19 protein-coding genes are annotated in these 23,775 nt (G+C 65.3%); 5 read left to right on the top strand and 14 right to left on the bottom strand.

Features of this window, described 5'->3' with window-relative positions:
• Window positions 1-2: 2 nt before the first annotated feature.
• From fdhF to IF803_RS00735, 3 genes are read left to right on the top strand one after another with little or no spacing between them, the layout of a single operon-like run.
• Window positions 3-2,894, top strand: coding sequence for a formate dehydrogenase subunit alpha (gene fdhF / locus IF803_RS00745; protein WP_461190944.1), 2,892 nt, complete (start codon window positions 3-5; stop codon window positions 2,892-2,894).
• A 2-nt stretch (window positions 2,895-2,896) separates the two neighbouring features.
• Entirely contained in the window at window positions 2,897-3,733 is an 837-nt protein-coding gene (gene fdhD, locus IF803_RS00740) for a formate dehydrogenase accessory sulfurtransferase FdhD (protein WP_461190943.1), read from the top strand.
• A complete protein-coding gene (locus IF803_RS00735; protein ID WP_461190942.1) occupies window positions 3,717-3,938 on the top strand; it encodes a formate dehydrogenase subunit delta in 222 nt (73 codons plus the stop codon). Before fdhD ends, IF803_RS00735 begins: the two co-directional genes overlap by 17 nt.
• Before the next feature lie 283 nt (window positions 3,939-4,221).
• On the opposite strand, the gene IF803_RS00730 is transcribed toward IF803_RS00735, so the two are convergent.
• The 11 genes from IF803_RS00730 to IF803_RS00680 all read right to left on the bottom strand — a co-directional run bounded on the left by IF803_RS00730 (window position 4,222) and on the right by IF803_RS00680 (window position 18,474).
• Window positions 4,222-7,179: a bifunctional [glutamine synthetase] adenylyltransferase/[glutamine synthetase]-adenylyl-L-tyrosine phosphorylase gene (locus IF803_RS00730; protein WP_461190941.1), complete on the bottom strand. Its 2,958-nt coding sequence runs from the start codon at window positions 7,177-7,179 to the stop codon at window positions 4,222-4,224.
• On the bottom strand, window positions 7,176-8,630 hold the full coding sequence (locus tag IF803_RS00725; RefSeq protein WP_038379574.1) for a sensor histidine kinase: 1,455 nt from the start codon (window positions 8,628-8,630) through the stop codon (window positions 7,176-7,178). Before IF803_RS00725 ends, IF803_RS00730 begins: the two co-directional genes overlap by 4 nt.
• Window positions 8,614-9,294: a response regulator transcription factor gene (locus IF803_RS00720; protein WP_016842329.1), complete on the bottom strand. Its 681-nt coding sequence runs from the start codon at window positions 9,292-9,294 to the stop codon at window positions 8,614-8,616. The genes IF803_RS00725 and IF803_RS00720 overlap by 17 nt, the downstream gene beginning before the upstream one ends.
• Before the next feature lie 265 nt (window positions 9,295-9,559).
• The gene (locus IF803_RS00715) at window positions 9,560-11,146 is read right to left on the bottom strand and encodes a Do family serine endopeptidase (protein WP_461190940.1); all 1,587 of its coding nucleotides are present in this window, start codon (window positions 11,144-11,146) and stop codon (window positions 9,560-9,562) included.
• Between the two features lie 171 nt (window positions 11,147-11,317).
• Window positions 11,318-11,824: a cytochrome c-type biogenesis protein gene (locus IF803_RS00710; RefSeq protein ID WP_461190939.1), complete on the bottom strand. Its 507-nt coding sequence runs from the start codon at window positions 11,822-11,824 to the stop codon at window positions 11,318-11,320.
• Window positions 11,824-13,806: a heme lyase CcmF/NrfE family subunit gene (locus IF803_RS00705; RefSeq protein WP_461190938.1), complete on the bottom strand. Its 1,983-nt coding sequence runs from the start codon at window positions 13,804-13,806 to the stop codon at window positions 11,824-11,826. The genes IF803_RS00710 and IF803_RS00705 overlap by 1 nt, the downstream gene beginning before the upstream one ends.
• Entirely contained in the window at window positions 13,803-14,300 is a 498-nt protein-coding gene (ccmE, locus tag IF803_RS00700; protein WP_461190937.1) for a cytochrome c maturation protein CcmE, read from the bottom strand. Before ccmE ends, IF803_RS00705 begins: the two co-directional genes overlap by 4 nt.
• 59 nt (window positions 14,301-14,359) lie before the next feature.
• Window positions 14,360-15,499, bottom strand: a complete 1,140-nt coding sequence (ccmI, locus tag IF803_RS00695) for a c-type cytochrome biogenesis protein CcmI (protein WP_461190936.1) — start codon at window positions 15,497-15,499, stop codon at window positions 14,360-14,362.
• A gap of 542 nt (window positions 15,500-16,041) precedes the next feature.
• The gene (locus IF803_RS00690) at window positions 16,042-16,410 is read right to left on the bottom strand and encodes a VOC family protein (protein WP_028345268.1); all 369 of its coding nucleotides are present in this window, start codon (window positions 16,408-16,410) and stop codon (window positions 16,042-16,044) included.
• 58 nt (window positions 16,411-16,468) lie between these two features.
• Window positions 16,469-16,669 (bottom strand): DUF6494 family protein, encoded by a 201-nt coding sequence (locus IF803_RS00685; RefSeq protein ID WP_027547784.1) that lies wholly within the window; start codon window positions 16,667-16,669, stop codon window positions 16,469-16,471.
• Window positions 16,670-16,893: 224 nt separating this feature from the next.
• Complete coding sequence (locus tag IF803_RS00680) at window positions 16,894-18,474, bottom strand: winged helix-turn-helix domain-containing protein (protein ID WP_461190935.1); 1,581 nt, start codon at window positions 18,472-18,474, stop codon at window positions 16,894-16,896.
• A 155-nt stretch (window positions 18,475-18,629) separates the two neighbouring features.
• On the opposite strand from IF803_RS00680, the gene IF803_RS00675 reads away from it, so the two are divergent.
• Window positions 18,630-18,953, top strand: a complete 324-nt coding sequence (locus tag IF803_RS00675; protein WP_028345270.1) for a DUF1127 domain-containing protein — start codon at window positions 18,630-18,632, stop codon at window positions 18,951-18,953.
• Window positions 18,954-19,160: 207 nt separating this feature from the next.
• Here IF803_RS00675 and IF803_RS00670 read toward each other — a convergent pair whose 3' ends face one another.
• The 3 genes from IF803_RS00670 to IF803_RS00660 form a co-directional block, all read right to left on the bottom strand.
• Window positions 19,161-20,555, bottom strand: coding sequence for a hypothetical protein (locus tag IF803_RS00670; RefSeq protein ID WP_461190934.1), 1,395 nt, complete (start codon window positions 20,553-20,555; stop codon window positions 19,161-19,163).
• Window positions 20,556-20,665: 110 nt separating this feature from the next.
• Window positions 20,666-22,042, bottom strand: a complete 1,377-nt coding sequence (locus tag IF803_RS00665) for a sensor histidine kinase (protein WP_028345272.1) — start codon at window positions 22,040-22,042, stop codon at window positions 20,666-20,668.
• A gap of 285 nt (window positions 22,043-22,327) precedes the next feature.
• Window positions 22,328-22,990, bottom strand: a complete 663-nt coding sequence (locus tag IF803_RS00660) for a response regulator transcription factor (RefSeq protein WP_016841655.1) — start codon at window positions 22,988-22,990, stop codon at window positions 22,328-22,330.
• 409 nt (window positions 22,991-23,399) lie between these two features.
• On the opposite strand from IF803_RS00660, the gene IF803_RS00655 reads away from it, so the two are divergent.
• Window positions 23,400-23,759, top strand: a complete 360-nt coding sequence (locus IF803_RS00655) for a VanZ family protein (protein ID WP_179077249.1) — start codon at window positions 23,400-23,402, stop codon at window positions 23,757-23,759.
• Window positions 23,760-23,775: the final 16 nt, after the last annotated feature.

Below are 23,775 nucleotides of genomic sequence, written 5' to 3'. Positions count from 1 at the left end.
CGATGTCGCTGATCCAGGAAACCGATTTCGGCACGCCCAAATCCAAATCCGAGGCGATGGTCACGCTGACCATCGACGGCAATCAGATCACGGTGCCCGAGGGCACCTCGATCATGCGCGCGGCGATGGAAGCCGGCACCCAGATCCCGAAGCTCTGCGCGACCGACATGGTCGACGCCTTCGGCTCCTGCCGGCTCTGCCTCGTCGAGATCGAGGGCCGCGCCGGCACGCCGGCCTCCTGCACGACGCCCGTCATGCCCGGCCTCGTCGTGCACACCCAGAGCGAGCGGCTGAAGAAGCTGCGCAAGGGCGTGATGGAGCTCTACATCTCCGACCACCCGCTGGACTGCCTGACCTGCGCCGCGAATGGCGACTGCGAATTGCAGGACATGGCGGGTGCCGTCGGCCTGCGCGACGTGCGCTACGGCTATGAGGGCGAGAACCACGTCTTCGCCAAGACTCCTAACAATACGGCGCACGGCTGCGAAAACGACAACTGGATGCCAAAGGACGAATCCAATCCGTACTTCACCTATGATCCCTCGAAGTGCATCGTCTGCTCGCGCTGCGTGCGCGCCTGCGAGGAAGTGCAAGGCACCTTCGCGCTGACGATCTCCGGCCGCGGCTTCGACAGCCGCGTCTCGCCCGGCATGAGCGAGAGCTTCCTCGGCTCCGAATGCGTGTCCTGCGGCGCCTGCGTGCAGGCCTGCCCGACCGCGACGCTGACCGAGAAATCCGTGATCGAGATCGGCCAGCCCGAGCATTCGGTGGTCACCACCTGCGCCTATTGCGGCGTCGGCTGCGCCTTCAAGGCCGAGATGCGCGGCGAGGAAGTGGTGCGCATGGTGCCGTGGAAGGACGGCAAGGCCAATCGCGGCCATTCCTGCGTCAAGGGCCGCTTCGCCTGGGGCTACACCACCCACAAGGAGCGCATCCTGAAGCCGATGATCCGCGAACGGATCGAGGATCCCTGGCAGGAAGTGTCGTGGGACGAGGCGTTCAACTTCGCCGCCGCCAAGTTCAAGGGCATCCAGCAGAAATACGGCCGCGACGCGGTCGGCGGCATCACGTCTTCGCGCTGCACCAATGAAGAAACCTATCTGGTGCAGAAGCTGATCCGCGGCGGCTTCGGCAACAACAACGTCGACACCTGCGCCCGCGTCTGTCATTCGCCGACCGGCTACGGCCTGTCGCAGACCTTCGGCACCTCGGCCGGCACGCAGGATTTCGATTCGGTTGAAGACACCGACGTCGTCATGGTGATCGGCGCCAACCCGGCCTCCGCCCACCCAGTGTTCGCCTCGCGGCTGAAGAAGCGACTGCGCCAGGGCGCCAGGCTGATCGTGATCGATCCGCGCCGCACCGAGATGGTGGAATCGCCGCATGTGAAGGCGCTGCATCTGCCGCTGATGCCCGGCACCAACGTCGCGGTGGTCACGGCGCTCGCCCACGTCATCGTCACCGAAGGGCTGGTCAACGAGACCTTCGTGCGCGAACGCTGCGACTGGAGCGAGTTCGAGGAATGGGCGGCCTTCGTCGCCCAGGAGAAATACAGCCCCGAAGCGACCGCGATCATGACCGGCGTCGATCCGAAGGATCTGCGCGAGGCGGCTCGGATCTACGCCACCGGCGGCAACGGCGCGATCTATTACGGGCTCGGCGTCACCGAGCACAGCCAGGGCTCGACCACGGTGATCGCGATCGCCAACCTCGCGATGGTTACCGGCAATATCGGCCGGCCCGGCGTCGGCGTGAACCCGCTGCGCGGCCAGAACAACGTGCAGGGCTCCTGCGACATGGGCTCGTTCCCGCACGAGCTGCCCGGCTATCGCCACATCTCCGGCGATGCCGTGCGCGAGCAGTTCGAGGCGATGTGGAACGTCAAGCTCAACAAGGAGCCGGGCCTGCGCATCCCCAACATGTTCGATGCCGCGATCGAAGGCACCTTCATGGGCCTCTATGTGCAGGGCGAGGACATCCTGCAATCCGATCCGAACACCAAGCATGTGGTGGCGGCGCTGTCGGCGATGGAATGCGTCATCGTCCACGATCTCTTCCTGAACGAGACCGCGAACTACGCTCACGTCTTCCTGCCCGGCTCGACCTTCCTGGAAAAGGACGGCACCTTCACCAATGCCGAGCGCCGCATTCAGCGCGTCCGCAAGGTGATGACGCCGCGCAACGGCTATGCCGACTGGGAGGTGACGATCCTGCTCGCCAAGGCGATGGGATTCGAGATGCACTACGACCACCCGTCGGAGATCATGGACGAGATCGCGGCGCTGACGCCGACCTTTACCGGCGTCTCCTACGCCAAGCTCGACGAACTCGGCTCGGTGCAGTGGCCGTGCAACGAGAAGGCGCCTGAGGGCACGCCGATCATGCATATCGGCGGCTTCGTGCGCGGCAAGGGCAAGTTCATCGTCACCGAATATGTGGCGACCGACGAGCGCACCGGCCCGCGCTATCCGCTGCTGCTCACCACCGGCCGCATCCTCAGCCAGTACAATGTGGGTGCGCAGACGAGGCGTACCGAGAACGTGGTCTGGCACGCCGAGGATCGGCTGGAGATTCACCCGCACGACGCCGAGCAGCGCGGCGTGCGCGACGGGGACTGGGTGCGGCTGACGAGCCGCGCCGGCGAGACGACGCTGCGCGCCGAGATCACCGACCGCGTGGCACCGGGCGTGGTCTACACCACCTTCCACCACCCGGACACCCAGGCCAACGTCATTACGACCGATTTCTCGGACTGGGCGACCAACTGTCCGGAGTATAAGGTGACGGCCGTGCAGATCTCGCCGTCGAACGGTCCGTCCGACTGGCAGAAGGCCTATGACGAGCAGGCCCGCCATTCGCGCCGCATCGCGCCGGTGGTGGAAGCCGCGGAGTAGCGATGCGCGAACCGGTCCACAAGGCGATACGGAAGGTCTGGCGCGACGGCGTCTTCAGCGACGGCGCGCGCCTGATCCCGGAGGAGACGCCGCTGGCGCTGACCTATAATGGCGGCACCTACGCCGTGATGATGGGCTCGCCCGAGGACCTCGGCGACTTCGCGGTTGGCTTCAGCCTGAGCGAAGGCATCGTGCAATCGGCCGACGAGATCGAGAACCTCGACATCGTCGAGCTCGATGACGGCATCGAGCTTCGGATGTGGCTCAGGCCCGACAGGGCCGAGCGGATCGCCGAGCGGCGGCGCAACATCGCCGGCCCGACCGGCTGCGGTCTGTGCGGACTCGATTCCATCAGCGAGGCGGTCCGGCCGGCCGCGGTGGTGCGCGCAGGTCGCGTCTTCTCGCCGCGCGAGATCATGGTGGCGATGGCGGCGGTCGCGCCGCTGCAGGAGATCAACCACCAGACCCGCGCCGTGCACGCCGCGGCGTTCTGGACGGCCGCGCGCGGCATCGTGGCGCTGCGCGAGGATGTCGGCCGCCACAATGCGCTGGACAAGCTCGCCGGCGCGCTGGCGCGCGACAAGGTCGTCGCAAGTGACGGCATCGTGCTGGTGACCAGCCGCGTCTCGGTCGAAATGGTGCAGAAGACCGCCGCGATCGGCGCGCCGCTGATCGCCGCGGTGTCAGCGCCGACCGCGCTTGCGGTGCGGATGGCGGATGCCGCCGGCATCACGCTCGCCGCGATCGCTCGCGCCGATGGATTTGAAATCTTTACGCATCCGGAACGCGTCACAGGCGCGGTGGCCGGCAAGGAGTCCGCTTATGTCGTCGTCGCCTGACAAACTGGTCTATATGGCGAACCAGATCGGAAAATTCTTCCAGAGCCAGGGGCGCGACCGCGCCGTGCAGGGCATTTCCGAGCACATCTGGAAGTTCTGGGATCCGCGGATGCGCAAGCAGATCTTCGCCCATCTCGACTCCGGCGGCACCGGCCTCGATCCCGACGTCCGCGATGCCTTGCAGAAGCTGAAGCAGCAGGCGTAGAGTTCCCAGTCCCCGCGAACTCACTGTCACCTCGAGAGGCTGTGACGCGTCGCACCGCCGTCATTGCGAGGAGCGATAGCGACGTCTCCGCTTGCGGAGCGATGGATTGCTTCGCTTCGCTCGCAATGACGTGGATGGATCGACGCGTACTATCACCGTCACCCTGAGGAGCGCGTAGCGCGTCTCGAAGGGTCGACGGCCCCGCTGGTGGCCGATTCATCCTTCGAGGCTCGCAAGAGCTCGCACCTCAGGATGACGGGTCCAGCAGGGTCTCGCTACTCCCCTACCCCACGATCGTGTTGAAGACGCGGCGCACCTCGCTCTGGGTCTCGCGCAGGCGCGCTTCCAGTGCGGAGAAATCCGGCGTGTCCCCGGCCCGCGCCATCACGCGCAGCAGGTCTTCGCCCGCGGTCTCCGGATTGAACTTGCCGGTGACGCAGAGGCGCAGGATCTGCGTCAGGTCATGATAGAGCCGCGCCGCCGAGCGCAGGATCTCGGCCTCGGACTGGCCGAGCAGGCCGAGCTTGGCGGCATTGTCGAGCACCTGCAGCGTGGAGACGCTGAGAATTTCCGGCTTCACCGAGGCATGCGCGAGCTGGAGATATTGCGCGATGAAATCGATGTCGACGAGCCCGCCGGCGGCGAGCTTGAGATCCCAGACGTCGTCCTCGCCCTTCTCCAGCGCGATCGCCCGCCGCATGTCGGCAACGTCGGCCGCGGTCGACGCCGCATCGCGCGGCCGGGTCAGCACGCTGCGGATGATCGCCTCGATCTTCTCGCGGAACTCAGGCGACGACGAGATCACGCGGGCGCGCGTCAGCGCCATGTGCTCCCAGGTCCACGCCTCGCGCTCCTGGTAGTCGGAGAATGAATCGATCCGCGAGGCGACCGGGCCGGCGCGCCCCGACGGGCGCAGCCGCATGTCGACCTCATAGAGCACGCCGTAATTGGTCCGGGTCGTGAAGGCGCTGATCAGACGCTGGGTGAAGCGGGCAAAATACTGCGCGCCATGCAACGAACGCTCGCCGTCGGAATCCGGCGCCTCGCTGTCGAAATCGTACAGCAGGATCAGATCGAGGTCGGAGGACGCCGTCATCTCGCGGCTGCCGAGCCGCCCCATCGCGACGATCGCGGTCTCCTGCCCCTTGATCCGGCCATATTGCGCGGCGAACTGGTCGGTGACGAGGCCGTGCACGGTGTGGACGATGCCCTCGGCCACATCGGCAAAGGCGGTGCTGGCGTGCTGCGCCGACACCGTGCCGGACAGGATCCGCGTGCCGATCAGGAACAGGCTCTCCTGGCCGAACAATCTCAGACGATCGAGGAAATCCTCGTAGGACGACGCATCCTGCAGCGTGGCGGCGAGCCGCTCCGACAGTTCCTTCTTGTCCGGCATCGCGCCGAAGAAGCGCGGATCGACCAGGCCGTCCATGATCTGCGGCTGCCGCGCCAGCATGTCGCCGAGCCGCGGTGCCGCGCCGAGGATCAGTGCCACCAGCGCGACGAAATCGCGATTCTGGCTGAGCAGCGAGATCAGCCGCCCGCCCCGCTGCAACGCACCGAGGAAACGGTCGAACGCCGCCACCGCATCGTCCGGCTCCTCGGCATTTGCGAGGCCGTCGATCAGGCCGGGAATGAATTCGAGGAACGCGGCGCGCGTCGCCTCGACGCGCAGCGCGCGATAATCGCCCTCGATCCACTGCTGCACGGTGCCGGCAACCGCGATCGGCTTCTTGAAGCCGAGATTGGCGAGATGCTCGATCAGGCGGGCATCCTCGGGCCCGGCGCCGTAGTCGATATCCGGCAGCTTCGCGGTGCCGGTCGGATCGTCGCCCTCGAACAGCTTGCCATAATGGTTCTGCACGATCTTGAGCTGGCCGAGCAAATCCCTGGCGAAGGCCTCGCGATTCTCGTAGCCGAAGAAATGCGCAAAGCGCTCGACGTCCTCAGGCGCTTCGGGCAGCGAATGGGTCTGCTCGTCGGCGATCATCTGCAGGCGGTGCTCGACCCGGCGCAGGAATTCATAGGCCGTCGTCAGCTCGTCGCGCGCCTCAAAGGTGATCCAGTTGCTGTTGGCGAGCACGTTGAGCGCCTCCAGCGTCGGCCGCACCCGCAACTCCGGATGGCGGCCGCCGGCGATCAGCTGCTGGGTCTGGGCGAAGAACTCGATCTCGCGGATGCCGCCGCGGCCGACCTTGACGTTATGGCCCTCGACCGAGATCTCGCTCTGGCCGCGATAGGTCTGCATCTGCCGCTTCATGTCGTGGACATCGGCAAGCGCGGCAAAATCCAGATGCTTGCGCCAGACGAAGGGCGCGAGCTCGGCGATCAGCGCCTCGCCGGCCTTGGGATCGCCGGCGCAGGGCCGCGCCTTGATCATAGCGGCGCGCTCCCAGGTGCGTCCCTCGCGCTCGTAATAATGCAAAGCCGCGTCGGTCGAGATCGCGACCTGGGTCGAGGCCGGGTCCGGCCGCAGCCTGAGATCGACCCGGAACACGTAGCCGTCGCCCGAGCGCTGCTGCAGCATCCGCGCCATCGCCTGGGTGACGCGCACGAAGAACGGCTGCGGCTCGATATCCTCGGCCAGCGAGGTCGCCGCGCGATCGAAGAACACGATCAGGTCGATGTCGCTGGAATAGTTCAGCTCGCCGGCCCCCATCTTGCCCATCGCGAGCACGATCAGGCCCGAGCCTGCCTCGGGGTGATCGGGATCGGCGGCGGTCATCCGGCCGCGGGCCACTTCCTGCCGGAACAAATATCGCAGCGCCGATTGCACCGAATTCACCGCGATGTCGGTCAGCGCTGCCGTCACCCGCATCACCGGCCAGACGCCGCCGATGTCGCACAGCGCGATCATCAGCGCGGCCTCCGCCTTCAAACGGCGAAGCAGAACCATCACGTCGGCCTCGCTGCCGGCGGCGAGCACCTCGCGCGACGTCGTCTCGATCAGGCCGGCAAGATGCGACTCCGGGTCGCATGACAGGATCCGGATCAGCCGCGCGGCGTCGGCGCGGGCGAGCTCGAACAAATAGGGCGAGAACTCGGCGACGCCGCGCAGGATGTCCCGTGCGAACGGATGTTCGAGCAACGCATTGAGCGCGGCCGATTGCGCCGGCTCGAGCTCGACGAACCAGTCGGTCAGGCGCTGATCGGCGGATACGGGCGCGGCGACACGCGGTCCGTCCGCGAACCGCGCGGCCAGACGATGTCGATCCGCGTTTCCCGGCGCGGCGGCATTCATGCCGCCTTCTGTGGCACATCCTGCGTTTGAGCCGCAAGCCTGTCACTGCCGCCCGCCCGCGCGGGCAGCACCAGGGTGGCGACCAGCCCCGGATGGGCATCGCCGAGCCTGAGCTCGCCGCCATGAAGCGTGGCAACCGCCGAGGCCAGGCTGAGGCCGAGACCGGAACCGGGTAAGGTACGGCTCGCCTCGAGCCGGACGAAGCGCTCGACCGCGTGCTTGCGGTCGGCCTCGGGAATGCCCGGGCCGTGGTCGGTGACGCTGAGCAGGACCTGATCGCCCTCGCGCCGCGCCTCGATCAGGATCTCCCGCGCATCCGCATTGAGCGGCTGCACGCTGGCGTCGGGCTTGCCGTATTTGATGGCGTTCTCGACCAGGTTGGCGACCGCCTGGCTGATCAATTCGCGGTTGCCGTGAATCGGCGCCGGCACGGTCTTCACCTGCAGCGTCATGCCGTCGTCCTCGGCCAGCGGCTCGTACAGTTCGTGGATGCCGTTGGCGACATCGGCGCCGTCGAAATCGTCCATATTGCCGCGCGCCTGGCCGGACTCGGCACGCGCGATCATCAACAGGGCGTTGAAGGTGCGGATCAACCCGTCGGATTCCTCGATGGTCCGCTCCAGCGCCGCGCGATAGTCGGCCTCGCAGCCCGACCGCGCCAGCGCCTCCTCGGCGCGGTTGCGCAGCCGCGTCAGCGGCGTCTTGAGGTCATGGGCGATGTTGTCGGAGACCTCCTTCAGCCCCGTCATCAGCGCCTCGATGCGCTCGAGCATGGCGTTGAGATTTTCCGCCAGGCGATCGAGCTCGTCGCCGCTGCGACCGACCGGCAGCCGGCCGGACAGATCGCCGGCCATGATGCGCTTGGTCGTGCCGGTCATGGCGTCGATCCGGTGCAGCACGCGGCGGGCGACGAAGATACCGCCGCCGATGCCGAGTACGACGACGACGAGGATCGACCATTGCGCGGCCTTGGCGACGATACCGAACAGTCGCCGCCGTTCCTCGAGGTCGCGCCCGACCAGCAGACGGAAGCCGTTGTCCATCTGGGTGACCCGCACCAGCGCGCGGTGATCGGTCTTGTCCTGGTCGTCGAGCCGGCGATAGGCGGTCTCGGTCCAGCCCTGCGTGCTCATCACGCCCGGGGCCAGCGCGCCAACATTGCCGGCGAGCATCTGCCCGTTCGGCGCCGTCACCAGATAGAGGTTGGCGCCCGGCCGCAGCGCACGGTTGCCCATGGTGCCCAGCAGGCCGCGCAGGCCGCGGCGGTTGTAGATGTCGGTGATCTCGCTGATCTCGACGTTGACCGTCGTCGTGATCTGCTCGGTGATCAGCCGCCGCGTGTTCCAGGCGAAGTAAGCCAGCAGCGAGGCGGCGAACAGCGCGAACAGGAACAGGTAGACCAGCGTCAGCCGAAACGCCGTGGTCCGGATCAGTTTACCGAATGCCGTCACGGATCATATACCCCGCGCCGCGGATGGTATGCAGCAGCGGCCGCTCAAAACCCTTGTCGATCTTGGAGCGCAGCCGCGAGATGTGGACGTCGATGACGTTGGTCTGCGGATCGAAATGATAATCCCAGACATTCTCGAGCAGCATGGTGCGCGTCACCACCTGCCCGGCATGCTTCATGAGATATTCGAGCAGGCGGAACTCGCGCGGCTGCAAGGTCAGCTCGTCCTTGCCGCGGGCGACGCGATGGGACAGCCGATCGAGCTCGAGGTCGCCGACCCGGTAGGTCGTCTCCTCGGCCGGGCCGACATTGCGCCGCGACAGCACCTCGACGCGCGCGAGCAGCTCGGCGAAGGAATAGGGTTTCGGCAGGTAGTCGTCGCCGCCGGCGCGCAGGCCCTTGATGCGGTCATCGACCTGGCCGAGCGCCGAGAGGATCAGCACCGGCGTGCGGTTGCCCTTGTCGCGCAGGCTGCCGATCAGCGACAGGCCGTCACGCTTCGGCAGCATGCGATCCACAACCAGCACGTCGTAGTCGCCGGTCTCGGCCATCGACAGCCCTTCCTCGCCATCGGAGGCGAGATCGGCGATATAGCCGACTTCGCGGAATGCCTTGACCAGATAGTCAGCTGACTCACGGTCGTCTTCGATGATCAGGATGCGCATTTGCGGAGCGATTGCGGTCACGGGAATTGGCCCTCTGTCAGCATGACGCGGCCGGCCTGCACATGCAAGACGACCGCGCATATTCTCGATTGCTTGGAAAAAGTGGGCGGTGAAGCTGGGGGACCTCACCGCCCTGAGACCTTCCGACAGAGGGGGGCATATTCCATCGAAAGGCAACGTAGGGAGCGAGCAAGGGGCCCGCCCCCCGGAAAGCGCCGTCGGCGGGGGCGACTGATGCCGGCGACGCCTTCCAACTCATAGATAGTTATCCCTTCGCCAGCGGCACTGCCACAAAGCGCGACGAACCGCCGCTCTTCACGCGCATGAGAACGCTGTTCTTGCTGTCATTGCGCGCCGCGGTGATCGCATCACGCACTTCACCGGCGGTGCCGACGGACTTGCCGGCGACCTCGAGGATCACGTCACCTTCCTTGAAGCCCCGCTCAGCGGCAGCACTCTTGGGATCGACTTCGGTCACGACCACGCCATCCTTGCCGGCGCCGGCCACGCTGTTGGCGGGCGCGACGGTGAGGCCGAGCTTCGGCACGTCGGTGCCGCGGGACGAATTGCCCTTGTCGCTCTTGTCGGTGTCAGCCTTGGCCTCCAGGTTGTTGGGCAGCTGGCCGAGCGTGAGGTTGACGGTCTTGTCCTGACCCTTGTGCAGCACGTTCAGCTTCACGGCGTTGCCGGGCGCGAGGCCACCGATGGTGCGGGCGAGTTCGCGCGCATCCTTCACCGGCTCGCCGTTGACGGCCGTGATGACGTCACCGGATTCGATGCCGGCCTTGGCCGCGGGGCCGTTGGCCTGCGGTTCGGCCACCAGCGCGCCTTCGGCCTTCTTCATGCCGAGGCTGTCGGCGATGTCGGAGGTCACCGGCTGGATCTGGACGCCGATCCAGCCACGGCTGACCGCGCCCTTGTCCTTCAGCTGGGCGACGACGCTCTTGACGGTCTGGGCCGGGATCGAGAACGCGATGCCGACGCTGCCGCCGGACGGCGAGTAGATCGCCGTGTTGACGCCCATCACCTCACCGGACACGTCGAACGCCGGGCCGCCCGAATTGCCCTTGTTCACGGGCGCATCGATCTGGATGAAATCGTCATACGGGCCGTTGCCGATGTCGCGGCCGGAGGCCGAGACGATGCCCGCGGTCACGGTGCCGCCGAGGCCGAACGGATTGCCGACCGCCAGCACCCAGTCGCCGATGCGCGGCTTGGTTTCGGACAGCTTGGCGAACTGGAAGTTGGAACCGCCCTCCACCTTGATCAGCGCGAGGTCGGTGCGCGGATCGGTGCCGATCACCTTGGCGGAATAGGACTTGCCGTCGTCGGTGGTGACTTCGACCTTGTCGGCGCCGTCAACGACGTGATTGTTGGTCACGGCAAAGCCGTCAGCCGAGATGAAGAAGCCGGAGCCCTGGCCCGTCACCACGCCACCGCCACGCGGTCCACCGCGCAGGCCCGGGGGCAAGCCATCCGGACCGCCGAAGCGGCGGAAGAAGCGCTCCATCGGCGAACCCGGTTGGAACGGCGAATCGTCATTGTTGTTGCTGTCATCCTTCGCGACCTTCTCGCGAATGTTGACCTTGACCGAGATCACCGACGGCTTGACGCGCTCGACGATGTCGGCAAACCCGACCGGCTGCTGAACCTTCTTGACCTCGTTATTGACCTGCGCATGCGCGGGCGTCGTGAACAGGTCGGCGGGGTTGTGCGAGGGGCTGAAGCCATAGGTGGCGGCACCGAGGCCGGCCACGACCGACGCCATCAGCGCGAGTTTGCGGGCAGAGAACAGCGAGCGCTTCGGCGCCTTGTAGGACGGAAGGGTCGAGAGGTCGGGACGGTCGGTCATGTCTTGAAATCTCCAGGGCCAGAATCATTGGTGCCGGGGGCGAGCACCTGATGGGTCTGAACATGGGGTCATCAGCCTTACAGCGCGCTGGCTGCGGAATTAAACTTTGGTAATTGAGCAGGCCGCCGCTGCGGCAGAATAGCGCAGGTAAATAAAGGACTTAAAAGGGAACTAAAGCGGCTTGTCCGGCGCGGATTCCGCCGCCAGCAGCCGTTTCAGGCGCGCCTGCTCGTCGGACGTCAGTCCGGCGGCGGAATCGCCCCCGCCGGCGGCCGAATTTGCCTTGCGCCGGCCGAGCCGCCAGAGCGCAAAACCGCCCAGCAGAAGCGCCAGCGGCGGGGTCAGCCACAGCAGCAGCGTGTGCTCGTTGAGGCGCGGCTTCAGCAGCACGAATTCGCCGTAGCGGGCCACCAGGAAATCGATCACCTGGGCGTCGCTGTCGCCGGCCGAGATGCGTTCACGCACCAAAAGACGGAGGTCGCGCGCCAGCGGCGCCTCCGAATCGTCGATCGACTGGTTCTGGCAGACCATGCAGCGCAGCTCTTTGGAGAGCTCGCGCGCCCTCGCCTCCTTGGCCGGATCCGCCATGATCTCGTCGGGCAGCACCGCCCGGGCGGGCAACGCGCCGAGCATCAGGGCCGCCGCAAGCACGGCGGCTGCAAGCGCGCGCGGCCGCATCACTCGGCCGCCTGCAATGCGCGCGCCGCTTTCGCCGGCTTCGGCGCGCCGACCCGCAAGCGGCGGTCGGACAGCGACAGCATGCCGCCGAACGCCATCAGCACCGGGCCCCACCAGATCATCAACACCAGCGGCTTGTGATAGATCCGCACCGCGATCGCGCCGTCGGCCGAGGTATCGCCGAGCGAGATGTAGAGCTGGCTTGCACCGCGCGTCATCAGCGCGGCCTCGGTCGTCGAGGCGCCCCGCGTCGTGAAGTTGCGCTTCGACGGCGTCATCACGCTGACCTTCTCGCCGTCACGCGTCACGGTGAATTGCGCGACCATCTCGCGGAAGTTCGGACCCTGCCGCGGGTTCAGGCCGTCGAGCCGCAGCTGGTAGCCGGCGACGCGGGCGACGTCGTCCGGCTTCATCGCGCCGATATATTCGCTGTTCCAGGTGGTCTCGCAGACGATCCCGATCAGGGCGACGCCGAGACCGGCATGCGCGAAGGCGGTCCCCCAGGTCGCACGCGGCAAGCCGCGCGCCCGGCGCAGCGAGAGCGCCAACGGAATCCGGAACAGCGCGATGCGCTCGGCGAGATCGCACAGCGCGCCCATGATCACGAACACCGCAAGCGCAATGGCGAGCGGCGCCAAGGTCGCGCCGCCATAGGTCCACGCCAACACCAGCGCCATCGCAACCAGCGCGACGATGCCGGCCACCATCAGCCGCTGCGCCGCGCCGAGCAGATCGCCGCGCTTCCAGGCCAGCAGCGGCCCGAACGGCACCGCGAGCAGCAGCGGCACGAACAGCGGCGCGAAGGTGAAATTGAAGAACGGCGCGCCGACCGAAATCTTTTCGCCGGTCAGAACCTCGAGCGCCAGCGGATACAGCGTGCCGATGAACACGGTCGCGCAGGCGGTGGTGAGCAGCAAATTGTTGAGCACCAGCGCGCCCTCGCGCGAGATCGGCGCGAACAGCCCACCCTGCTTCAGCGCCGGCGCGCGCCAGGCGTAGAGCGACAGGCTGCCGCCGATGAAGACGAACAGGATCAGCAGGATGAACACGCCGCGTGTCGGATCGGTCGCGAAGGCATGGACCGACGTCAGCACGCCGGAGCGCACCAGGAAGGTGCCGAGCAGCGACAGCGAGAAGGTCAGGATCGAGAGCAGGACGGTCCAGACCTTCAGCGCGTTGCGCTTCTCCATCACCAGCGCCGAATGCAGCAGCGCGGTGCCGGCAAGCCACGGCATCAGCGAGGCGTTCTCGACCGGATCCCAGAACCACCAGCCGCCCCAGCCGAGTTCGTAATAGGCCCAGTAGGAGCCCATCGCGATGCCGAGCGTCAGGAATATCCACGCCATCAGCGTCCACGGCCGCACCCAGCGCGCCCAGGCGGCGTCGATCCGTCCCTCGAGCAGCGCCGCCACCGCGAACGAGAACGAGATCGAGAAGCCGACATAGCCGAGATAGAGCATCGGCGGATGCACCGCGAGGCCGATGTCCTGCAGCACCGGATTGAGGTCGCGGCCTTCCAGCGGCGGATTGGCGATGCGCAGGAACGGGTTCGAGGTGATCAGGATGAACAGATAGAACGCGCTGGCGACCCAGGCCTGCACCGCCAGCACATGCGCGCGCAGCGACAGCGGCAGATTGTTGCCGAAGGCGGCGACGAGGCCGCCGAACAGCGCCAGGATCGACACCCACAGCAGCATCGAGCCTTCATGGTTTCCCCACACGCCGGTGATCTTGTAGAGCAGCGGCTTCAGCGAGTGCGAATTCTCGTAGACATTGGCGACCGAGAAATCCGAGGTGACATGCAACGTCACCAGCGCCGCGAACGACGCCGCGACGAACAGCAACTGGGCGAGCGCGGTCGAACGCGCGACGTTCATCAGCGCCGCATCGCGCCAGCGCGCGCCGACGATCGGCACGATGGACTGGATCAACGCCAGCCCAAGCGCGAGCACCAGGGCGTAATGTCCACTTTCGGCAATCACCGCACGGCTCCCTGTGTCGGCGCCGCGGAGGCGCTCGGCGTATTGCTTGATTTGGCACCGTAATCGTCCTTCCAGTGGCCCTGCTTCTTCAAGGCGTCGGCGACGTCCTTCGGCATGTAGGTCTCGTCATGCTTGGCAAGCACGGTGTCGGCGCGGAACACGCCGTTCGCATCAAGCGCGCCTTCGGCAACCACGCCCTGCCCCTCGCGGAACAGATCGGGCAGGATGCCCTTGTAGGCGACCGGCAGCGTCGCGCCGCCGTCGCCGACGGTGAAGGTCACGGCGAGATTGTCCCCACGCTTCAGCGAGCCCTGTTCCACCAGGCCGCCGAGCCGGAAGCGCTTGCCGGGACCAAGATGCTTTTCGGCGACCATCGACGGCGTCGAGAAGAACACGATGGAATCGCGCAGCGCGTTCAGCACCAGGCCCGCGGCGATCGCGAGCACGACGAACGCGCAGCCGATCAGTGTCAAACGCCGTTGCTTCCTGGTCATGTTCCATCCTTGCGCATGACGTTCTCCGAAACCCGCTCCGCACTTTTCGGCGTCATGCGTTATCCATCCAGCCCGAGATTCTTCAGCCCCTCATTGAGCTGACGCAACCGGTCCGCATCGTTGCCGACCGCCTGACGGGCATCCGCGAGCGCGCTCATCGCCTTGTCGCGCTCGCCCATCACGAGATAGGCGCGGACCAGCCGCAGCCAGCCCTCGACGTCGTCGCCATTGGTCTTCAGCCGCGTCGCCAGCCGGTCGACCATGCCTTTGATCATGCTGCCGCGATCGGCCTCGCTCATGTCCCTGGCCGCAGCCACCGCACTGTCCGGCAGCGCCGGTGCGCTGACGCCACCGGGTGCGCTGCCGCCGCCGGGCGCGCTGCCACCGACCCGGACCAGCGCGGCCTGCACCAGCGGCCGCCACGGCGCGTCCGCCGGCGCCTTCGCCAGCATCTTTTGCCAGAGCGCCGCGGCATCAGCCTTGCGGCCGTCCTGCTCGGCGGCAAGGCCGAGGAAATAGTTCGCCTTGGCATCGTCGCCATTCAGCGCGACGGAGCGCTCGAACTCCGCCTTGGCGTCCGCGGTGACGACGCCGCCGGCAGTCCCCATCAGCGCCTCGCCGAGATCGGCGCGGCGATCGGCGCTGTCGCCGGCATAGGTGATGGCGTTGCGATAGGCGCGGACGGCGTCATCGTAGCGGCCGAGGCGCGACAGCACCGGCGCCAGCACCGTCCAGCCGCGGCCGTCGGTCGGGTTCTTTTCGAGATGCGCCTCGACCTGCGCAACCAGATTGGCGAGCGGCTGGTTGGCGTCGGCCACCCGGCTGCGCTCGGCGAGCGGAAAGTCGCCGAGGCGCGGCGAGCCGAGCGCGAGATAGAAGCCCGAGGCGATCACCGGCAATCCGACCAGGCCGACGATCGCGGCAGTGCGCCGCAGGTTGAGGCTGCCCTGCACCGGGGTCTCACGTCCGCTCTGATCGGCGGCGGCCAGCAGCCGGCGGCTGATCTCGATCCGCGCGGCATCGGCCTCGGCGGCGCCGATGATGCCGGCGGCCATGTCGCGGTCGATTTCGGCGAGCTGGTCGCGATAGACCACGACCTCGCTGCCGCCGGTATCAGCGCGCCCGCGGCGGCTGAGCGGCCACAGCACGGCAAAGATCGCCGCGACCGTCATCAGCGCGAACACAAACCACAGCGTCATCAAGCGGTTCCCGGATGGAACGGCGGCTTCCGGCAAGCCGCCTTAGAATCGCTTTACACTACCGGCGGCGAGCCCGGCAATTGACAATTGCTGGATCGACCGAAGGTCGAAATCAGCCGGTTTCCGGTGCCGTTCCGGCGGTATTGCAACGGCATTTCCGGGCGAAGGCGCGCGTGACCAAAATATCGAAAACAACCCCATGCACAGTAGCCGGCTTCCGCCGGTACTCGATCGACGCTTGACACGTCGGGCAACTCAGTGCCACACTTCCATTATTCCGAAATTGCGCAAATGCTTGTCGTCCCGACCTGCCAGGCTCGTCGGTTTCCCGCCCGCTTTCAGGGCAAAGTGGACACGCGACCCGACCCCGGCAATATCGTCCTGCGACCCTTCTGCGACATCCAGGGATGTTCGCATTAGCGCGACGCGGCGACGGGCGGCGGATGAACGCGTCACGCCGTCACCGAGGATCATTGTTATGCAGCGTGGCATTTGAGCACCCAGGCCGGCTGCCGCGCGGGATGGTAGGTCGCTTCGAGCTGCTATTCGACGGAAACTGGGAGCAGAGGCCGGGCGAAACTGAGTTCGTGGCCATCGGGATCAATCAGGTGGAAGTAGCGCTCACCCCATTCGGCGTCGCGGGGGACAGTAGCCGGCTGGTATCCGGCTGCAAGCGAACGGTCGTAGAGTTTGTCAACATCGGCAACATAAAAGATGATGCGTCCCCACCAGGACCAGCACCGATCGGCAGGCTGGGCGATGAGGTTGAGATAACTCGCACCAGCCCGAAAGCTGGTGAATGACGACTGTTCGCCGCCATGCAGGACCTCAAATCCCAAGGCGCGGTAAAATCGGACAGCCCGTGGCATTTCGTGGGTGCCAAGCGTGACCGCGCTGATCCCCTCGATCATGGAAACAACTCTCCTGCGCTATTTCCTGCGTCGTTTGTAGGTAAGACTTCTCTCGCGGTCAGAGTGCGACTGTTTCCTCGACAACATGTTTCAGCGGCGTCCCCTCAGCGGACAGGGTCATTCGCAGTTTGAGCTCGCCACCTTTCACCGCCCCGCTACGCACCAGGTTCTCGATTTCACGCTGCGATGTAACTCCGACATGCTTCAGAAATTTACGGATAGCCATATTGAAGCGGTCTTCATCGAATTCGGCGGTCATGGCTGTTCTCCCTGATCGGGTAGCCAAAGTCTAACACGAGGTGAGCAAACCCCAAACATCGAGGCCGCGCTCGCGTCGCCGCCGACTTCCTCCTTACCTGGATCGCCTACCAACCTCGGCCCGGATCTGAAGACTACACCTGACGCTGCAATGTCGGCACGCTGAGGTGGACCGGACACGGCTGAGCGCGGTCCTCGACCGCTGCTTGTGACCCATCTGCGACATTACCCCTCCGGTACTCCTGCCAATCGCATGCCTTCATAAATGCGCTCACGTTTGGCGAGATAAGCTGGATTATCGCTCGACGGGCTGGCGCGGAAGCGGCGGATGCTGAAATTAGGTTGAAGCGCGAGCCCTGCTTGCGCCGCGGCCCGCGCGTCATCGAGTGCTCCAAGCAGTGCTAGGGCAGCGGCGAGCCCAAGATGCGCAAACGGATAATTTCGGTTGGCGTCGATGCTCCTGCGGAGCCAACAGACGGCTTCCCTATCGGCACTAAGTTGCAACTTAGCGAAACCGACATACTGCATCCACATGAAGGCATGAATGTCGCGGGGAGACAGGCGGAGTGCCTCTAAGACATGCGCCTCAGTGTCCCCGCCGCGACCGAGGAAAATCTTGGCTTGACCGATTAACCCGTGCGCATGGGCCAGATTTCGGTCCAACGCCAAAGCGTGTTGTAGTTCGTCAATGCCCTCGGACACGCGGTTCGTGAAAATTTTTGCTGTTCCCAAATGTAAGTGAGCCAAGGCGTGGTTCGGCGCGAGGGTCAGGACATGCATAACGGCCACTTCTGCTACGGTAAGGTACTTTATCCGATTGTCGGTCATGTGGCCGGCACCAACAATGCCATCAACATGCGCTAAGCCCAGACACGCTTCGATATTGCCGGGATCAAGCGTCAGGGCACGCTCGAAAAAGTGGCGCGCCTGCAAGATATATTCGGAAGTCAACCCCATATTGAGCTTAGCTCTGCCCTGGAAGTACAACTCCATTGAATTGGGATGCGCCGAACGTTGTGCTCTCACGGCCTCGGCTGCGACGAGCTGCGCGTCTAAGGAGTTAGCTAGCCTAGATATGATCTCGTCCTGCATATCGAACAGATCGGCGACGGGTTTGTCAAAGCGGTCCGCCCATAAGTGCGCGCTGGTTTCAGCGTCTACCAGCTGCACGTTGACGCGAAGTCGGCTTTCGTGACGCTGCACGGAGCCTTCTAGCACATACCGGATGTTCAACTCGCGACCGATTTGCTTGAGGTCAACTGCTTTGCCCTTGTAGGTGAATGCGGTGTGTCGCCCGATCACCAATGAGCCGCTGATCCGCGACAAGTCCGTAGTGAGGCTTTCCGTTACACCATCGACGAAATAGTCGTGCTCTGGGTCGCCGTTGAGGTTGGCGAAGGGCAACACAACGATGGAGAGGTGAGGCGATGAAAGTGACATTTGTGCCGTGCCGTCGTTCTGCGCCGCCGAACTAGCCGCCGCAGTTTCGGGCGTCTGCCCTTCGTGCACTACGCCAACGAAGCGAAAGCCTTTGCGCGGCAACGTTTTGATTAGGCGCTGCTTGTCACCATCGTCACCGATTGCGGCGCGAGCGGCATTCAAGCGGGTCGTCAACGCGGCATCTGAGACTATGCGTCCGTTCCAAACTGCGCTGATGAGATCGTCCTTGCTGACGACGCGCTCCCTGTGCCGGATCAAATGGTCTAGTAGATCGAAGACCTGCGGCGTGATGGGAACAGGGATGGTCCCGCGATGTAGCTCGCGACGGTCAGTATCGAATGCGTACTCCTCGAAGAAATAGCGCATCTGGCGATCCCTTAAAGGGCGTTCGATTTTCAGGCTTTAACGCCCTCGAACGCAAAGAATAAGCCGCTGGTAAGGAAAATGTAAGCCGGATGTCAGGCGCGGTGGCTCGTCGTACAGCATGTTCGTCCTCCGAAAAGTAGACAGGACACACGGCAATGAGCACAGTCCAAGAGATCACCAAGTTGCAGCACAGAGCAACTGCCGACCGGCCGGTCTATAGTCCGCTCGAAGCATATTGGAAGGCATTTCAGGAGTGGCGCAAACGCCGGAGGCTGCAAACGGAATTATGCCGCCTGACGGACCGCGAGCTGATGGATATTGGCACGACGCGAGGCGAGATTGACTACGTCGTGTCGAACAGAGATATCGACCCGCGAGGCATACGAGCCGAATGGGTCCAATACCTGCCAACAGTGGACGGCCAAATCCACCCACATTGGGACAAGCACCTCTCAGAAACACGCGTCAAACCTCGCTAGTGCAATGCGCGGAAACCATCGCGGTCTGCTACGCAAGCCGTTATGGCTGCTTCTGGCCCCTTAGCCGACATGACCAAGCGCGCCTGTTTTGTCAGCTTACCGTTGGCAATGCGGACGTTGGTACAGCGGACGGATTTACAGGTACACGCCCTGGTAAGTGGGATTTTGGAGCGCTCGAACAGGGTTCGAACCGTATCTAGGCTATCGCTACCCCGCGCGCGACGACTTCCGCTCGCCGGTGACGGCATTCTCCGCCGCCCGGTTCATCAGGGAGGCGTAGTCGTGGCCGAACAGCACCTCGCAGAACCGGATCGCGGCCTTGACCTGCTGCTGGCGGAAGGCCCGCACCCGGGCATCGCCGCCGCGCAGCGACTGCACCAGCCCCTCGGTCGACTGCTCGACATAATGCTGCAGGTCCGAGAAGGTCCGCAGCGTCACCTCGTTGATGGCGAGCTCGCTGGCATAGGTGCGGCACACCGCGACGAAATCGATCAGGGCGGCGGCGTCCTCGACCTCGGTCGCATCGATCTTGGCGCCGGCCGTAATGTCCTTGTCGGCGCGCTGGCGCAGGATGCGGCGGACCCGGCCCGGCACGCTGTCGATCTCCGATTGCAGCGCGTTGGAGGTATCGGCGCGGACCGATGTGAGCTGGCGGCCCCAGGTGGAATCGTTGCGCAGATCGAGCTCGGTGCGCAGGCCGCGGACGCCGTCATGCAGGGTCTTGAGCTGCTCGCCGACATAATCGAAATGGCCGCGCCTGATGTCGGTACGCAGGCAGGCCGCGACGAACGACAGGTCATGCAGCGCGATGGTGACCGCGACGCCATACGGCGTTGCCGCTACGCGAAGCTCATCGTCCGAGGCCGCCATCTTGATGGCGAGGCGGACAATCTGCCATGGCGCGGCGAGCCGCTGCGCAATCAGTGACAGCGCGAACGGCAATAGCTGTGGCGTCTGCAGCGACGGCAGCTTGAGCGCTTCCGTGGCGGACGCGATCTGGGAGTCGGCAAACACCCGGATCTGGCTCGGCAGCCGGCTGCCGAGGGTTTCCAGCGCTTCGCGGGCCTGCAGCACGAGGCCGATCGGCAGCAGGTCCTCGACCACGTTTGGCGGGCCGACGCGCGACAGCGCGCGCTGGCGATCGTCCTGACTTGGCGCCGCGATCTTGAGGATGGCGTCCGCGGCGGCAAGCTGGAACTTGCGCGCGGCAGTCTCTATCGGACCGCTCTCCGTCGCCGCGGCGAGCGCCGCCTCGAACGCGCGAGCCGCTTCGGGCGCGCCCTCGCGCGCGAGCCATTGCCAGATCGGCAGCAGCGAGGCGCGCCGGATCTGGCCCGCTCGCGTCGGGAAATTGGTCTCGGCGAGGAACGGCTCGAGCGGCCGGAACAGGAGCCGCGCCGGATCGTCGCTGCGCGGCTGGATCTGCTCGTCCTCCTCGGCCCCGCGCACGATCTTGCGCAGCTGCTCGAGGACCAGGTTGGCGACGGCGACGTCATCGCCGCGTTCGACGGCGCGCTCCAGCTCCCGCATCAGCAGCGCCTGCGATTGCGGCGGAAGCTGCGCGAGATAATCCCTCAGCCGCTCGGTCGATTTCTGGCTCATGCCCGGTCGTGAAAGCTTGGTGCCCGGCAAGCGCCGCAGCCCGTCCGCCCGCAATGATAGCGGCGGGCGCGTTAAGAAGCCGTTTAGGAAGAATGACGGCGTCGATCCCGCTATACCGCCGGCAGCGTGAGCTCGGCCCGCAGGCCGCCGATCGGCGCGTTGTTCAGGGTGAGATTGCCGCCGTAGAGGCCGGCGAGATCGGTCACGATCGACAGACCGAGCCCGGAGCCGGGTTTCGACTCGTCGAGCCGCTGGCCGCGCCGCGACACCTGGGCACGTTCGGCTTCCGACAGGCCGCGCCCGTCGTCGTCGACCACAATGCGCAGCCTCGGCCCGGCGCCCGAGGCCTCGGGCGGAACCACGGTGACCTCGACGAACACCTGCGAAGCCGCCCATTTGCAGGCGTTGTCGACGAGATTGCCGACCATCTCCTCCAGATCCTGCCGCTCGCCGCGAAACCGTGCCGCCGGATCGGCCTTCGCCTCGATCGAGAGGTCGCGATCGCGATGGATCTTCTCCATGGTCCGGCGCAGCGCCTCGATCACGGGTGCGACGTCGGTGATGGTGCTGACGATGGTGGCACGGGCGGCGATCCGCGCGCGCTCAAGATGGTGCGCGACCTGGTCCCGCATCAAATCGGCCTGCTCCAGCACCTTGCTGGCGAAAGGATCGGCGGCATGCGCGCCCGCCTCGTTCACGATCACCGAGAGCGGCGTCTTGATCGCATGGGCGAGATTGCCGACATGGGTGCGCGAGCGCTCGACGATCTCCCGGTTGGCATCGATCAGCGCATTGGTCTCGCGCGCCAGCGGCGCGATCTCGACCGGAAACCGGCCCTCCAGCCGCTCGGCGCGGCCGGAGCGGATATCGGCAATCGCATCGGAAATGCGCTTGAGCGGCGCGAGGCCGTAACGCACCTGGAAGACCGTGGTCAGCAGCAGCACGACGCCGAGCGCGGCGAAGGTGCCGCCGAGATAATAGTCGAAGCTGCGCGTCTCATCGAAGATCTCGGTGGCATCGCCGGCGACGCTGACCAGGAACTTGCCGTCGGCGCCGAGATCGACCGGCCGCTCCACCACACGCAGGCTCTGGCCTTCGGGCCCGTCGACATAACCGAGGCGGACCCCGGCGGCGGTCAGCTCGGCGCCGTGCTCCTCGAGCTTGGGCAGCTTCTTGTCCCACAGCGAGCGCGAGGCGCGGGTCTCGCCCTTTTCGGTATCGGTCCGGGTGATCTGCCAGTACCAGCCCGACAATGGCAGGTCGAACAGCGGCTCGCCGAGCGACTGGAACTGGCGGTCCGCCGGCTCGTCCGGCGTCGCCACCTCGGCGATCAGGGTGCGCAGATAGAGATTGAGCCGCCGGTCGAAGGCGCGCTCGGTCGCGTCGCGATAGACCGACGACAGGATGACGCCCGTGATCGCCAGGATCACCACCACCCAGGCAGTCGCCGAGACGAACAGGCGTGTCGCGAGCGAGCTGCCGCCCATCAGAACATCGTGTCAGCGGCAACAGACATGGCGAATCCCGTCCTCCTGGCGCGGATCATGCCGTAGCCCGCACGCCGATCAAGCGCCTTAAGAGCATGATCCGATTGAATAGGATATGCCCTTATCCTTTTGTTTGGTCGTGCTTTCTTCGCGCGAACCAACCAGCATCCACTTCGTTCGAAAATGCTCTAAAGCGCAATGAGATCAGGTTGGATCCACATCGCGAGCTCCTTGTTTGAGCATGATCTTTTCGGAAAACCGCTGCGCACTTTTCCGGATCATGCTCTAGGTCGGCGGCGACAGCATGTAGCCGAGGCCGCGAACGGTCTGGATGATATCGACTTCCAGCTTCTTGCGAATGCGCCCGACGAACACCTCGATCGTGTTGGAGTCGCGGTCGAAGTCCTGGTCGTAGAGATGCTCGACCAGCTCGGTGCGTGAGACCACCCGCCCGGTGTGGTGCATCAGATAGTCGAGCAGATTGTACTCGTGCGAGGTCAGCTTGATCGGATTGCCGTTGACGGTGACACGCTTGGTGCGGGTATTCAACGCCACCGGCCCGCAGTTCAATTCGACCTGGGCATGCCCGGTCGCGCGGCGCAGCAGCGCGCGGATCCGCGCCAGCACCTCCTCGAGGTGGAAGGGCTTGGCGACATAGTCGTCGGCGCCGGCGTCGAAGCCCTGAACCTTGTCGCTCCAGCGGTCACGCGCGGTGAGGATCAGCACCGGCATCACCCGCTTGTTCCGCCGCCAAGCCTCGAGCACCGAGATACCGTCCATCTTCGGCAGCCCGATATCCAGCACGACCGCGTCATAGGGCTCGCTGTCGCCAAGGAAATGTCCCTCCTCGCCGTCGAACGCGCGATCGACCACATAGCCGGCGTCCGTCAGCGCGGTGGTGAGCTGGCGGTTCAGATCCGGGTCATCCTCAACGACGAGCAGACGCACTTTGGCCTCCGAGAGTGAGCATTGCGATATCCGGCATCAAATGAGGCTTCCGGCCGTGAACGGCTTATGAATGGATCCGCAAGGCGCAGCTAATTTTTTCGTCAGGTGCACCATCCCGGAACCCGCGCAAGCACCCCTGGTTCCCTCCATGAGATGCGCGCGAAGTGAGATCGGGTTTCAGTTTAAGGTATTATAATACCTTAAACTGAAGGCAATTCTTGCTGGCAGCCTTCCGGCGGACCAGGGCACCGAGAACATGTCGGGTCATTTACAGTCGACCGGCAAGTTAACCTTCGACGACCATTTTCATGTCGCTGACACGAGCGATGCGCTAATTCAACGGCGGCGCGCCGAGCGCACATGGACCGGGAAGAACGCGTTGCTTGTTTCAAAAATACGGAGGTTCGGCGTGATCGCAGGCTGGCTTGCGCTTGCCTTCATCGCCTTCGTGACACTGTCCCCGATCCAGGACCGTCCCTCGCTATTCCATCCGCAGATCGAGCATTTCGCGGCGTTCGCCGTGATGGCGCTGGCCTTCGTGCTGGGCTACCCGCGTCGCACCGCGCTGATCGTGCTCTTTGTGATCTTCAGCGCGTTCACGCTCGAAGCGATGCAATTCCTGACACCGGACCGTCACGGCCGCCTGATCGATGCGATCGTCAAGGTGGCGGGAGGTCTCGCCGGCGTCGGCGTCGGTCGCTTCATGCTGCTCGTGCTGCGCAACCAGTTCGGCCGGCTGAGGCCGGGCGTGGAGCAGTCCGCGAGCTGAGCGGCCGGCGCATTGC

This window comes from Bradyrhizobium sp. UFLA06-06, from assembly GCF_054820065.1.
The sequence above is the reverse complement of the archived record's forward strand: the minus strand, read 5'-3'. Positions and strand labels throughout refer to the sequence as shown.

Bases quoted from the DNA above. Each gene is read 5' to 3' on its own strand.
- fdhF (WP_461190944.1), top strand. From the start codon at position 3: ATGTCGCTGATCCAGGAAACCGATTTCGGCACGCCCAAATCCAAATCC.
- fdhD (WP_461190943.1), top strand. From the start codon at position 2,897: ATGCGCGAACCGGTCCACAAGGCGATACGGAAGGTCTGGCGCGACGGC.
- IF803_RS00735 (WP_461190942.1), top strand. From the start codon at position 3,717: ATGTCGTCGTCGCCTGACAAACTGGTCTATATGGCGAACCAGATCGGA.
- IF803_RS00730 (WP_461190941.1), bottom strand. From the start codon at position 7,179: ATGAATGCCGCCGCGCCGGGAAACGCGGATCGACATCGTCTGGCCGCG.
- IF803_RS00720 (WP_016842329.1), bottom strand. From the start codon at position 9,294: ATGCGCATCCTGATCATCGAAGACGACCGTGAGTCAGCTGACTATCTG.
- IF803_RS00715 (WP_461190940.1), bottom strand. From the start codon at position 11,146: ATGACCGACCGTCCCGACCTCTCGACCCTTCCGTCCTACAAGGCGCCG.
- IF803_RS00710 (WP_461190939.1), bottom strand. From the start codon at position 11,824: ATGCGGCCGCGCGCGCTTGCAGCCGCCGTGCTTGCGGCGGCCCTGATG.
- ccmE (WP_461190937.1), bottom strand. From the start codon at position 14,300: ATGACCAGGAAGCAACGGCGTTTGACACTGATCGGCTGCGCGTTCGTC.
- ccmI (WP_461190936.1), bottom strand. From the start codon at position 15,499: ATGACGCTGTGGTTTGTGTTCGCGCTGATGACGGTCGCGGCGATCTTT.
- IF803_RS00690 (WP_028345268.1), bottom strand. From the start codon at position 16,410: ATGATCGAGGGGATCAGCGCGGTCACGCTTGGCACCCACGAAATGCCA.
- IF803_RS00685 (WP_027547784.1), bottom strand. From the start codon at position 16,669: ATGACCGCCGAATTCGATGAAGACCGCTTCAATATGGCTATCCGTAAA.
- IF803_RS00680 (WP_461190935.1), bottom strand. From the start codon at position 18,474: ATGCGCTATTTCTTCGAGGAGTACGCATTCGATACTGACCGTCGCGAG.
- IF803_RS00675 (WP_028345270.1), top strand. From the start codon at position 18,630: ATGAGCACAGTCCAAGAGATCACCAAGTTGCAGCACAGAGCAACTGCC.
- IF803_RS00670 (WP_461190934.1), bottom strand. From the start codon at position 20,555: ATGAGCCAGAAATCGACCGAGCGGCTGAGGGATTATCTCGCGCAGCTT.
- IF803_RS00665 (WP_028345272.1), bottom strand. From the start codon at position 22,042: ATGGGCGGCAGCTCGCTCGCGACACGCCTGTTCGTCTCGGCGACTGCC.